This is a genomic window from Synechocystis sp. IPPAS B-1465 (genome assembly GCF_003015225.1).
Classification (GTDB): Bacteria; Cyanobacteriota; Cyanobacteriia; order Cyanobacteriales; family Microcystaceae; genus Synechocystis.
In genome coordinates, this window is record NZ_CP028094.1 from 712,809 (window position 1) to 725,375 (window position 12,567).

A 12,567-nucleotide genomic window follows, 5' to 3' on the forward strand; every position below is an offset into this window, starting at 1 on the left:
CCAAGGTAGCTGTTGCCGGGGATTTTGCCAAGCCAGTTACAGCGCCGACCAAAGGGGGAAAGATCGTTAAAATAACGGTGGTTATCCACTGGGCAAGTTTTTTGTAGAGGAAATAAACTTCGATGGAATGGCGTGAAATTTCTGGCAGTTGGGTTCTAGTGCCGCCCCAACCGATCGCCGTGGTGCATTTTCTCGGGGGAGCTTTTGTCGGTACGGCCCCCAATGTGGCCTATCGTTGGTTACTAACGGAATTAGGTAAAGCTGGTTATGTGGTGGTGGCCACCCCCTTCGTCAACACCTTCGACCACCAGGCGATCGCCCGTAGTGTGCTGAATCGCTTTGAAATTATTCTGGAAAGATTGCAAAAACAAGGGGAAATTACCACTGGTTTACTGCCGGTATACGGCTTAGGCCATAGCTTGGGTTGTAAACTACATCTACTCATTGGCAGTTTGTACGAGGTGGAGCGGGCCGGCAATATCCTCGTTGCGTTTAATAACTATCCCGTTAAACAGGCTATTCCCTTTGGGGAACAATTAGCCCAACTGCAACTGGATAAATTCCTCACAGGGGTGCAAAAACAATTAAGACAGCTCAATCTCCAGGTGGATTTAAATTTTGAATTTACTCCATCCCCGGAGGAAACCAACCTTTTAATCGCCGAAAATTATCGAGTGCGGCGTAATTTATTAATTAAATTTTCCAACGATGATATTGACCAAACCCTGGGCTTAAGGCCAATTTTAAATCAACAAACCGCTGACCTAGTGGCCTACTGTCCCCTACCTGGCAATCATTTGACTCCTTTGGGGCAAGACATTCAATGGGAAACCGGCCAGGAATTTTCCCCCTTAGACGCAGTGGGGCAATGGTTGAAAAATTCCCTTTCCCAGGATTTGAGGCGACTGCAAAAGGAAATTCTCCGTTGGCTAGAACCGACTCGTTTCTATAGCGGTTTTGATAATCTATAAATGCGAAAGAGGGTGGGTAAAAAAGCGATACTCCTCCACCGGACGGTTTTGCAAAATATGCTCTTGGAGAATTTTTTCCATTACTGTGGGGGTCACGTTCCGGTACCAAATGCCCTCTGGATATACCAGTAAAATTGGCCCCTGCTGGCAAACCCGCAAACAATTAGCCTTAGTGCGGAAAATGTTCCCATCACGACTGGACTGAGTGCAATCCAGCCCCAACTCCGGCAAACGCTTTTTCAGATAATCCCAGGTGGCGAGGCTATCTTCTTTGCTACAGCATTTCGGTTTTGTTTGGTCACAACAGAGAAACAGATGCCGTTGAATGCGCCCAAGGCCTAAACGTTGGCAACTATCGACAATGGTTTCTGAGGGAGTTATGGGGACAGGGTTTTCCATGGAAATGTGCGCGAAAACTGAATAATCGCCTTATAGTTGGAGAGAATAAAGCCCCGTGGCCTTGCCCCACCAAAATCATTATGTTTAAAGATTGGAACTTTGATGACTGGATGAACCATTTAATGATGCTATTGACCCTGTTGGGTTTGGCCATTATTTGGTTTGTGATTTAAGGACTACTTGGCACGTAGTTCCATTCTTCCAAGCATTAGTGGGAGCAACTGTGGAGCAATAAAGAGTTTTGTTAGTCTAAGCTAAAAAACCCCGTTTACCTGCCGTTTTTTGCTTAGTCTCCCAATAATTCAAGGAATTGGGCTTCTGATAACTGCGCGATGCCGAGCTTCTGGGCTTTTTTCAGCTTTGCCCCCGGAGCTTTGCCCACCACAATGTAATCGGTTTTACCGCTGGGAGTGCCAGTGCATTCAGCCCCCACATTTTGGAGTCTGGTTTTAGCTTCCTCTCGGTTCATGGCGTTGAGGGTACCGAGAATGACAACTTTTTTCTCAGCTAGGGGATGGGCACCTTCCTCATTACTGGGGACAGTGGCTACTGGATCGGTGATGGTTTCTGTTTCCACCGTAGGGGCAACATCTTCGCTGGTAGCAACTGGGGCAACTGTTTTATTTTCCCTCGGCGGCTCAGTTTTTTCCACCGCTTTAACTTGCTTTTCCTCTTGGTCCAAAACCTCGTCAACAGCTTTAGCAGTGGATTTTTTCGCTGGAGACGCAGGAGCTTTGGTTGCTTGGGCTGCTGGTGGGACTGGAGTCGGTTCCGGTTCTGGTTCAACCTTTTCCGCTTGAACTGATTTGGGCGATTCTTGTTTAACCTCAACGGTTACCGGAGGAGAAGGGGATACCACAGGTGCTTCCTGGGCTGGTGCAGTTGCAACTGCTTTAGTTTTTTCCGGCACCTCAGAAGGAGGCTCGCCTTTAGCCTTAGCTAAGTTTTCCTGTAGGGCCGCCAATTCTTGTTGAAGTTGGGTTACTTGCCCCTGGGCAGATTGCAGGGCAGCGGCCTGTTCTTTTTTCTCAGTTTTAAGGCGATCGCCTTCGGCCTGGGTAGTTTCCAGTTTGACTTTTAATTCGGCATTGGCCAGGGCTAGTTCTTTTTGCGCTTCCTCTAGTTGATTGAGCTTAGCCGTGAGTTGGCTTCGTTCCCCTTGCCATTGTTCTTCCTGTTGGCCTAGGCGATCGAGGGCGGCCTGTAGATTTTCTGCTTGGGTCTGGGCTGACTGACTTTGTTGCCTTGCGGTCTGTAATTCCTGTTGAACTTGATCCCGTTCCGCAGTCAGTTGTCGTACCTGCTCTTCCCATTGGGACGCCTGACTATTCCATTGAGCTTGTTCTTGCTCATGTCTTTGTTGCCAGAGCTTTTCCTGGGATGCTAAACGTTGCTCGATCGCCTTAGCTTGATTTTGTTCTACATAGCTGAGTTGGTCACTCAACTGTTGATTGCGAGTCACTAAAGAATTCAACTGAACCAGTTTAGGCCGAGTTTCCGCCACTTCATTGACCGCTTGCTTAAGGCGATCGGACAAGTTGGTATTTTCCTGGAGCAATTCTTGATTGAGCTTTTGCAGACCAACAAATTTTTCGCTTTGGATGTCGTCATAGTGGGCCAACTGATGTTGCAGAGCGGCTACCATTTTTTCTTGGGCTTGGTAATTTTCTGTCAACTGATTCCTTTCCGCCAAGGCATTTTCCAAGGAAGCCTGGACGGATTGCAAATCTTTTTCTAAACGACGCAATTTTCCCTTGGCATGGATGACAGCTTCTGGAGATTCCCCATCGTTTTCGGGGGCAACTTCTTTTACCGCCGGAGTTCCAGAGCCAGCGATTAAAGTGGGAGGCTGATCGGAGGGTTGGGATTGGGCCAGTTTTTTTTCTAGGGCGCGACGACTATTCCAGACATATATGCCGCTGCCTAAGGCCAAAACCAATCCGCTTAAGGGGTAGCTCAATTCCAATGGGGTCATCCACCGTCTCCTCGATCAAAAACATCAACGCCAATCGCCACTGGACTGGACTCTAGATCCTCTTATAGCAAGTTTAGGAACCTTTTATGGGACGACGGGGCGAAATAGTCGCAAAACTTAATCGAGGCAGGAGGCCAGGAGCCTTAGCCCACTCTCTAAAATTCCCCGCCATGGGAATTTACTATTTTTTGTCCTATTTCTAGATCAATTAATCCATTGCTCTGTTCAATGTGCTTAATCAATTCCCTATAGGCTGGAGCGAATTGCAACTGGGATGAATTACCTAAAATGACTAGCTTACTTTTTGCCCTGGAAATACTGACCAATAATTTCCGGTCTGTTCCCTGGCGATCGCCATCAGCGATGCTTTGAATATTTTTAACCTGCTTAGACCAAGAAATGGTAGTGGAAAAAATAATTAATTCTCTTTCATCCCCCTGGAATCTTTCCACCGTATCCACCACAATGGAATCCCTTGAAAAATCAGCGCCAGCAAAAATTTTTTCCAATTGTTGATTAATTTCCGCTACCTGAGCCCGAAAAGGAGCAATAATGCCAATTTCTGCCATTGGCAACAGTTTGTTTTCCCAGTAAGTTTTGACGATGGTCGCCGCAATGATGGCTTCGTTAGTATTCTTGCGCTGAATACTAGTTTCCGATGGGGTTTCAATAAAAATAGTTCTACTCTTACTCAATTTACTTAACAAGTCATTGTCATTATTTTCGTAACTTGACTCAATTTTTCGCTGTTCCTGTGTTTGCTCCACCAAAGGGCGATCGTAATGATGGGCTATCAATGAAGCAATATCTCTATGCATACGATAATGCTCAGTTAGTTGTCCGTAACAATGATTCCATCCCTTATTTTTGGCATTATTAATTAATCTTTCAAACAAAGATATTCTCAAATCGCTAATGTTAATGGCATAGCGTCGAAATGGCTCAACTTCAACTCGACATTCCTCTTCATTTTGAGTAATTACTGCTGGCAGTTGCTTTTGATCACCAATCAAGACAAATTTGTTGAATAAGACCACTATTCCGGCTAGATCAGCCTCCGTTAATTGGGAAGCTTCATCAATGATTAGCTGATCAAATTCACCAACAAACTCCCTGAGTAATAAATATTTATCTTTAAACGTGGAAACAGTTGTGACAAATACTTGATTTTCTTGTAAATACTTCCGCCAAAGATCCGCATTATCTCCAGTTAATTTTTCGGCCAGCAAACTTTCATCAACTACAGTTTTGTTACCTAAACGTAGGTAATCTATTAGCTCTCCATAGCGTGGGGATTTAAGGGCTTTACAAATCTGTTCCACTGCCTTATTCGTAAAAGCCAGGATAAAAATATTTTTCTTGTTTAATTTAAGTAAATTTTGTACGTAATTAACCAAAAATATACTAGTCTTCCCCGTACCTGGTGGTCCTTGTAGTAAATAATAATGCTTAGCCTCGAGAGCCTGGCAAATAATTTGATTTTGATCATTGCTCAGGTAAATATTTACCTGATAATCTATTAACGCTTTTTGTGGCTCCAAATGCCCTAAAAGTAATTGTTTTTTCTCCATGGAACAAGACAATACTTCCAACAAACAGACAATACTACTCCAGTAGTTGCGCTCGAAAATATCCGGCTCTAAGGCCCAAAAATTATATTGCTCGATAAATGAATAGTCATTTTGCTTGTTAAATAAAGAAACTATTATTTGATTCTGATTAATTCCCTTGATCGAACCTTTAAAAATATGTTGTTTTAACGGTTCATATACACCATTTATTTTGGGATGAATAATTACTATGTCACCAGAACGGAATGAATGGGGCACATCAGTCTGAGTCAATGCTAATGAAAGATAACTTTTCTCTTTGTCAACCTTGATTAGTTTAAGATCATAAATTAAGCGATAATTATTTTGTTTAACATTAAAATTATCTAGCCACAAACTAGCAAACCCTGTCGATGTTTGATGCTTATCTTCCAACTCAGATTGCTGATGATCTGATATTTTATTGTTAATTAATTCCCGTAGAATGAACGAGAGTAGCTGTTGATAATAGTTTGTCGTCAACTTTTCTGGCTGGTAGTTTTGTTGAAAACGCTTTAATCGTCGTTGATTATATTCTGGTAACTCTCCAGCACCATCAGATTTAAGTTTATCTAAGCTAATAAAGTTGCCCGCAGCTAATTGGTAAATTTTGCTAACAATTTCATTTCTGATTTTAATCAACTCATTTTTTTCTTGAGATTCGCTAACAATATTTCTGCGGGGCTGATCTGATTTTGAGTAAAATATCTCCTTGTTACCCACATAATTTCCGTAGGTACTTTCCAGCATCATGTTATATGCCACCACCTGCATTTTATGATTTTTCCATTCTCTACCTGGATAGGGAGCGCCACCACTTTTTAGCTCAATAATATCCTTAGATCCGTTTGAGTCGATAGTTAATAAATCTAGTCTTCCTTGTAGACCATAATGTTGTGAAAAAAATGTAGGTTCAATCCAAATTCTTAAGTTTTCTGCCTGTAATCTCTGCACTAATTGACTGATGTTAGGTAGATGTTCTTGAACAATCGACGTTTGAATATTTGTCATCTCCTGTTCGCCAAGATAAGCAGATCTCAGAGCATCTGACTTTTTGTAATCTGTAAAAATTTGAGCAATATTAATTTGCTTATTTCTGACTAGCTCATCTAGGCAGTAACCTACAATGGTTCCTTTAAAAGCTGCAGCACCAGCTAATTCTCCTACTAGTTTGGTTAGCCAAAAAATATCACTGCTCGTATTTTTGTTGCCAAAACACTCACTGATGGCGCTGGCATCTACCAGAAAGTCCGGCTCAATAACGATTAATGATTCTGATTTGGCCTGATATTTATTTTCAGCTACTGGCACCAAATTATGGCAAGCGATTAATGTATCTTCCTTCAATATGTCAATCAAATAAAATAAATGGGGAGCATTAAACCAATCACACTCTATGACAATGTTTGTTTGTAGGTTTTCTAAATCAAAACCGTAGAGATGAAATGCCCGCTTTGATTGACTTCTGTGGTGCCCTGTGTATAAAAGCTTCAGGTACTTGGTAGACGGCGATCGCCTTGCTTGAAAAAGCTTGGTAAAATATTGATTGTTATATTTACTATTGTCAAAAGTGAATCCCAGTAGTTCGGAATTTTCAGTTGCTTGCAGGCATAATTTTTGGAGCAACAAGATTCCTTGCTCAATGGCAACTTGGTTGACTTTTTCAGAAAATCCCCTGCGGATAAATTTCCGGAAAGCTTCAAAATTGCTTACATCTTCTTCGTCTAGATTTATTTTGCTAATACAATACCTAAATTTTGCATAAAAATTTCTGAAAACTATATTTTCAGGTTCAGTAAAAGCTTTGATGAACTGATAAAAAAGCTTAGAGATTTCATAAAATTTTTCCTTTAAGCTCAGCTTAGCTTCACCAAGTAAGTATAAACTTTCGCATATTCCTGAAGCTTTTTGCTTATCGTTCATCAACAATGTTCAGTAAGAGAACTGTAAAAACTTAGCATAGTCATATGGGTTATGAGTTCACTCTGAATTAATTAAGGCGGTCGATGATAGACAAAGCCCCTCCTCCTAAGAGTGCTCCAATTGGACTAAATAATTCCCTGAGGGTATCGGTAGCTTGAGTTAAACCACTGGTGTTAACTAAGACTACATCATTGTTTCTTAAAGTTGGATTTTTGTCAGAACTAATGTTAAGACTAAAGTCAGGGGCGATATTAAGTCTCGTAACTGTGCCATCGGGATTTAAACGAATTAGATCAACGCTGGCTTTATCCGCCCGAATCGGGTCAAAGGAACCGGCGGCCAAAATTGCTTGGTTTAAGGTGGAATTAGGCTGTAGCTGGATAGCACCACCTCGTCGCACTTCCCCCACAACGTTAACAGTGATGGAGCGGGGTGAAAAATTGGCAGTGGCAATGGCCTCAAATTCATCTGGTGACACTTCTTTAGCCTGGGGAACTGTAATGACGTCGCCGTTTTGGAGGATAACGTCTTTATCTAGGTTGCCTTCGTCTAAGAGTTCCCAAAGATTGACCACAATCAACTCAAAGTTCCCGTCCCGATTTTCTCGCCGCACTTCCACATTGCGAATATCTGCTTGGGATTTAATACCACCGGCTTCTTGGATTGCTTGGGTCAGGCGCACCGGCTGGGTATTTTCTACGTTGGCACGACTGCTAGTTGCGGCTGTGCTGCTGTTGTCACCACTCACTTCGGTGATACTAGAGGCTCTAATGGCAGGGGAAATTTTGTAAGAACCAGGGCGAAAAATTTCCCCAATCACCGCCACGTTAATTTCTTGCTCAAAACGAATACCAAAATTTGCGTCGGCTAATTGTCGCACTTCCCTCGGATCTGTGGCAGTTTTGCTTGGGATAACCACAATATCACCATCTCTTAGGGTGACGTTTTGACGGGAATTTCCTTTCTGTAGCAGTTCCCACAGGTTGATGCTGTAGTTTTCTTGTTGATTACCCTTTTGCCGCCGCAGCTGCACCCGACTGATGTCTGATACTGGGGTGAGACCGCCAGCCTGTTGAATTACTTGGGTGAGGGTAGGAAATTTCTGCCCGCCTTCGATCGCCAGGGCGTAGGCGCCGGGGGAATTGACCTCACCGGAAAGGGTGATGCTTAGGGGGCGAGGGACAGTCAGAATGGCAGTGACCAAGGGACGGCGAATATATTTTGCGTACTGGCTAACTAAAATTTGGTTTAGTTCTGGGATGGTTAGGCCGGCAACTCTGACAGTGCCAATGAGGGGAAAACCCACTGTGCCGTCCACTAAAACTTGATATTCTCCCGATAACCCTTCCACCTGCAGCACATCGACCCGGAGGCGATCGCCGGGGCCGAGGGTGTATTCACTCTCTGGAGGCAGGATAGAGGGAGCGTTTTGGGGACTGGTCTGCGGTAATAGACTAGGGGAAGGACTACCAATTTGAGCAAATGCTTCCTGTGTCCACAGACCTAAACAGGCCATGGTGGTTACCAGCACTGCACCACCGAGTTTAGAAGGGAAGGATTGACTAGGATTCATAGCATTCATCAAATGGAGAAAAGCCAAAAGTTAAAGATCTGACTGGACTAAAAGAAAGGATTATGTTCCTTTTGGTTTCCAAGTTCAAGGCCACCAGATTATCCCCATAGCCTGGGCACATTGTAGACGGATATCATATGTTCAGGTAGGCACTGTAAAAATTTTGTTCAGCTTTTGGTTAACTTTTCCCATGGCCCGCAAGCAAAAATTTCCCCATCTCCTCGGTTCCAAATGGACAGCCCAACAAAAAACCTGGGGTTGGCGACACTTCCAAGTGGTCAATCGACGGCAGGAGGGTCAGTGGGTTTTTGCGGAAATGGTGGCCAGTTGCGATCCGAAAGTGCGGTTTTGGCTCAATGCCCAACAACTTAAAGATGATCTGCTCTGGCGCTCGGGCTGGCAACCCCTCCAGGCCATGGAAAGGGATGAGGAAGATCAGATAGCGCTAAAATAACCTCCGAGTCATTAATCCTCCCCCCATAACCATGTCCCTCCCCGTTCCCTCCACCATTGATGAGGCCATCTCCGAGGCGATCGCCGCCACCCAAAGGGCCTTAGATGATGGCTACCGTCGTATCCAGGTGGAATTGGCGGTGCCAGAAATTGCCCTCCAAGCCCAAGCTATTGCCTTAGAATTTAGCCAATTATTTGCTGATCAAGGATTGGGACTACGGATAATTTTTCCCGATACTGGAGCGGCGGCCCTGGCAAAAAGAGACTGGGGCGAAGTTCCTTTTCAAATTGGAGATTTAGGTAGTCGCTACACCCCCATTGGCCGCAAAATTGCTGAATCTGACCAAGTATTTTTGGTGGTCTCCCCTTCTGCGGTGGAAGTGCAAAGTGTGGAAAAACTCTGTGAATTGGCCGGCGATCGCCCGGTGGTTTTGCTCATTCCCCAACTAGAAGATGTGTCCATTGTGGGCATTGGCTATGCGGCCCGGCAACTGCGACAACGGTTTTTGAGCACCCTGTTTAGCGCTTACTATTTCCGTCCCCTAGATGGGGCAGTAGTGTTACGCTCCCACCCTTCCAGGTGGCAAGTATTGCTAGAAAAGGGGGAAGAATACGAACTTTTAACGGAATTGCCTGAAAAGCCAGCGGGGGAAGCCCTGGAAAGACTATTGATAGAAGGCACTAATGCCAATCCCCAGGCGGCCAGCTCGGAAGGTGCCAGCTCTAGTCCTAAACGAGGAGGCATCATGGCCAATTTAAACCGTTTTCTCAAAGCTCTCAGCCAATAGTTCGGCTAGAAGTTCACCCCAACGATTTAAACTATATGGGGTTGACCATTAATGATTAAAAAAATCCAAAATTTTAAGTAGAGTTGGTTCGTGTTAGACCTCAAGCAAATTCGTGAAAATCCCACCGCTATTCAAAATCGCCTCAATCAAAGAGGGGGCGGGGCAAGTTATGATCTCGAACCCATTTTGGCGATCGCCGCTGAGCAAAAAGCCAAGGAAAGCGAACGAACTGTACTGCAAAGTCGTAGCAATGAAATCGGCAAATTAATTGGCCAAAAAATTGGTCAGGGAGCCGATCCTAAAGGGGAAGAAATTCAAACTTTACGGGAAGAAGGTAATAGTTTAAAAATCCAGTTAGCAGATTTAGAACCCCAGGAAAAAGATCTTAAAGAGCAGTTGCAAAAGCTGTTACTAGAACTGCCCAATTTGCCTTGTGAAACCACTCCCATAGGAGCGAGTGAAGCTGATAACATCGAAGTAAAACGTTGGGGAGATCAATACTTAAAAGCAGAAACAGTAGGAATTTTACCCCATTGGGAAATCGGTGAAAAATTAGGCATTATTGACAGTGAGCGGGGAGTTAAAGTAGCCCAGAGTCGTTTTATTTCCCTCATGAAAGCTGGAGCTGCCTTGGAAAGGGCTCTGATTAACTTTATGCTGGAACGTCACATTGGCGTGGGCTACCAGGAGATTATGCCTCCCATTTTAGTTAACAGCGATTCCCTGCTGGGCACAGGGCAATTACCCAAATTTGCTGAGGAAAGTTTTCAATGTCGGGGGGATGACCTCTGGCTTATTCCCACCGCCGAAGTGCCAGTGACTAACCTTTATCGAGACGAAGTTTTAGACTTAGAACAACTCCCCATTAAACATTGTGCTTACACTCCCTGTTTTCGGCGGGAAGCTGGTAGTTACGGCCGGGATACCAAAGGGTTGATTCGTTTACATCAGTTCAATAAAGTCGAATTAGTTAAATTAGTTAAACCAGAGGAATCCGCCGCTGAACACCAAGCCCTAGTTGCGGATGCAGAAGCTATTCTCCAAGCCCTAGAATTACCCTATCGAGTGGTGGAATTATGTACCGGTGATTTAGGTTTTGGAGCGGCTAAATGCTACGACTTGGAAGTTTGGTTACCATCGGCTAACACCTACCGGGAAATTTCCAGTTGTTCTAACTTCCACGATTTCCAAGCCCGTCGGGCCAACATTCGCTACAAGGAAAAGGGCAAAAAAGGCACCCAATTTGTTCACACTCTCAACGGTTCCGGTTTGGCGATCGGGCGCACCATGGCGGCAATTTTAGAAAATTATTACGAACCCAGCAGCGGTCAGGTTAAAGTTCCCGTCGTCCTGCAGGATTTCCTCAAACGGGATTATCTTTAAACCCATCACTGCATCAAATCGTTACTTTGCCCAAACAAAAACGGTGGTTTATCAACGGATAACCCACCGCCAACAAACTTTCACTAATAATGAACTAAATGGACTGACTCGATGGCTATTCTAGTTTGGAGTTCAATCAAAAAAAGAGATTAGTCATTGTTATGGTTAGTTAATGCTTTTGAGTAAGTAAGGTATTTTACACTCAGCTCAAATAGTAATTAACAAAATAGCCTAGTTTTGTTCGTTGCTGTCAGCTTGATAGGGACGAATGTTAACAATAGTTCCCCCCAGACGGGAAATGCGGCGCATCTCATCATTCATACGGGCATAGGGAACTTTGATAAACACACTACCGCTGCGACGAATATCGTGGGCACTGTTTTCATTGGCATCGGTCTGGCGGAGTCCACTGACTTCATAGACAAAGACACGGTTAGCCGCCTGGGTATTGGAATAGCCCACCAAAGAAGATTGACCTAACATGGCGATTCTAAAAACTCCTGAACACTAAAGTTTTAATTTGCTAATTAGCAAAATCATCTACAAAGACAAAAAGAGAAGCGACCCCAAGTTATTCCCCAAAGGGAAAATAAAGTCAAGCCACTTCTCCTCCTGAACTAAACAGAAATCTAGCTCAAGCTAGCCGGGGTAATACTAGCAACCTTACCCCCCAAACGATTGATTTGTTGTAAGGTCTGGTTGAGTTGTTCAAAGGGAACAATTACCGCCTTATTGCTCCGACGCACTTTGGGATAACCGGGCGCAGAAATGGCTGTAATTTCCACCCGGAACAGCTTACTTGCTTGACCAAAGGGAACCGTACCACCCAACGCTTTTGCTGGGGTATTGCCGGCCCGAGAAGGACGATAGGCCCAACCAGCATTACTGCCACTGGGGCCCACGATCGCCGAAACAGTATTTTGTCCCAACTCCGTTGCCAGACGACTAGAACTGCGCTCTAACTGGGAACGGTCACTGTTAGCATAACCACGGTAAAGACGGAACATGCGGGTAAATCCCACAGTGCGATCGCCTACCTGATTATTAAAACGATAATAGGGAACAATATTTTCCCCAAAGTTCTCTTGGTATTCGACCGAATCAATGTAAGAATCGATATCCGCATCAAAACCCTGATTTTCATAGAGATCGAGATGGAAAATCACCTCATCTTCACTGAAAGGAGCACGACCCAACAGATGTTTGTAGTTGAGTTCAATGACCCGGGTTTGGAAGTTGTTATAAAGGAATTTCTTCTTATAAAGTTCCGACTTGGCCACGGTACGGACAAATTCCCGCACACTAATAGAACCATTGGTCAAAAGAGACTCGGCACCCTTGAGGCGCTCAGAATCCATAATGTAATCGTTGCCTAAAACCTGACGATATACAGCCCGAATCACCATTTTGGCATCATCAAGGCTAAAGTCAGGGCGTAACTCCACAGGACGGGACTCATTATAGGGAGCCACCCCCAATCTGGAGGCTGCGGTTGTAATTGCCACTAAATAAT

At 44.3% G+C, this 12,567-nt stretch carries 10 protein-coding genes; 4 read left to right on the forward strand and 6 right to left on the reverse strand.

The features are described 5' to 3' along the window. The first annotated feature begins 122 nt into the window (after positions 1-122). Positions 123-971 (forward strand): DUF1350 family protein, encoded by an 849-nt coding sequence (locus C7I86_RS03345; RefSeq protein ID WP_010871849.1) that lies wholly within the window; start codon positions 123-125, stop codon positions 969-971. Here C7I86_RS03345 and C7I86_RS03350 read toward each other — a convergent pair. From C7I86_RS03350 to C7I86_RS03365, 4 genes are all read right to left on the reverse strand, one after another. Further along, a complete protein-coding gene (locus tag C7I86_RS03350; protein ID WP_010871850.1) occupies positions 966-1,370 on the reverse strand; it encodes a ferredoxin in 405 nt (134 codons plus the stop codon). The two genes, C7I86_RS03345 and C7I86_RS03350, sit on opposite strands and share 6 nt — an antisense overlap. Positions 1,371-1,656: 286 nt before the next feature. After that, positions 1,657-3,345: a BRCT domain-containing protein gene (locus C7I86_RS03355; RefSeq protein ID WP_010871851.1), complete on the reverse strand. Its 1,689-nt coding sequence runs from the start codon at positions 3,343-3,345 to the stop codon at positions 1,657-1,659. 155 nt (positions 3,346-3,500) lie between these two features. Then, complete coding sequence (locus C7I86_RS03360; protein ID WP_010871852.1) at positions 3,501-6,857, reverse strand: DEAD/DEAH box helicase; 3,357 nt, start codon at positions 6,855-6,857, stop codon at positions 3,501-3,503. Between the two features lie 67 nt (positions 6,858-6,924). Then, positions 6,925-8,430 carry an SLBB domain-containing protein gene (locus C7I86_RS03365; RefSeq protein ID WP_223211339.1) on the reverse strand — a complete coding sequence of 502 codons (1,506 nt, stop codon included), beginning with the start codon at positions 8,428-8,430 and terminating at the stop codon, positions 6,925-6,927. Between the two features lie 190 nt (positions 8,431-8,620). Between C7I86_RS03365 and C7I86_RS03370 the strand changes: the two genes are divergently transcribed. The 3 genes from C7I86_RS03370 to serS all read left to right on the forward strand — a co-directional run bounded on the left by C7I86_RS03370 (position 8,621) and on the right by serS (position 11,054). Then, positions 8,621-8,884, forward strand: a complete 264-nt coding sequence (locus C7I86_RS03370; protein WP_010871854.1) for a TIGR02450 family Trp-rich protein — start codon at positions 8,621-8,623, stop codon at positions 8,882-8,884. Between the two features lie 31 nt (positions 8,885-8,915). Next, positions 8,916-9,671, forward strand: a complete 756-nt coding sequence (locus tag C7I86_RS03375) for a DUF1995 family protein (RefSeq protein ID WP_010871855.1) — start codon at positions 8,916-8,918, stop codon at positions 9,669-9,671. A gap of 90 nt (positions 9,672-9,761) precedes the next feature. Beyond that, positions 9,762-11,054, forward strand: a complete 1,293-nt coding sequence (serS, locus tag C7I86_RS03380) for a serine--tRNA ligase (RefSeq protein WP_010871856.1) — start codon at positions 9,762-9,764, stop codon at positions 11,052-11,054. A gap of 231 nt (positions 11,055-11,285) precedes the next feature. Here the strand turns inward: serS and C7I86_RS03385 are convergent, their stop codons facing one another. Next, on the reverse strand, positions 11,286-11,537 hold the full coding sequence (locus C7I86_RS03385) for a phycobilisome linker polypeptide (RefSeq protein ID WP_010871857.1): 252 nt from the start codon (positions 11,535-11,537) through the stop codon (positions 11,286-11,288). Positions 11,538-11,683: 146 nt separating this feature from the next. Then, complete coding sequence (locus C7I86_RS03390) at positions 11,684-12,559, reverse strand: phycobilisome linker polypeptide (protein ID WP_010871858.1); 876 nt, start codon at positions 12,557-12,559, stop codon at positions 11,684-11,686. Between the last annotated feature and the right edge of the window lie 8 nt (positions 12,560-12,567).

Bases quoted from the DNA above. Each gene is read 5' to 3' on its own strand.
- C7I86_RS03355 (WP_010871851.1), bottom strand. From the start codon at position 3,345: ATGACCCCATTGGAATTGAGCTACCCCTTAAGCGGATTGGTTTTGGCC.
- C7I86_RS03370 (WP_010871854.1), top strand. From the start codon at position 8,621: ATGGCCCGCAAGCAAAAATTTCCCCATCTCCTCGGTTCCAAATGGACA.
- C7I86_RS03385 (WP_010871857.1), bottom strand. From the start codon at position 11,537: ATGTTAGGTCAATCTTCTTTGGTGGGCTATTCCAATACCCAGGCGGCT.
- C7I86_RS03350 (WP_010871850.1), bottom strand. From the start codon at position 1,370: ATGGAAAACCCTGTCCCCATAACTCCCTCAGAAACCATTGTCGATAGT.
- C7I86_RS03375 (WP_010871855.1), top strand. From the start codon at position 8,916: ATGTCCCTCCCCGTTCCCTCCACCATTGATGAGGCCATCTCCGAGGCG.
- C7I86_RS03365 (WP_223211339.1), bottom strand. From the start codon at position 8,430: ATGAATCCTAGTCAATCCTTCCCTTCTAAACTCGGTGGTGCAGTGCTG.
- C7I86_RS03360 (WP_010871852.1), bottom strand. From the start codon at position 6,857: ATGAACGATAAGCAAAAAGCTTCAGGAATATGCGAAAGTTTATACTTA.
- C7I86_RS03345 (WP_010871849.1), top strand. From the start codon at position 123: ATGGAATGGCGTGAAATTTCTGGCAGTTGGGTTCTAGTGCCGCCCCAA.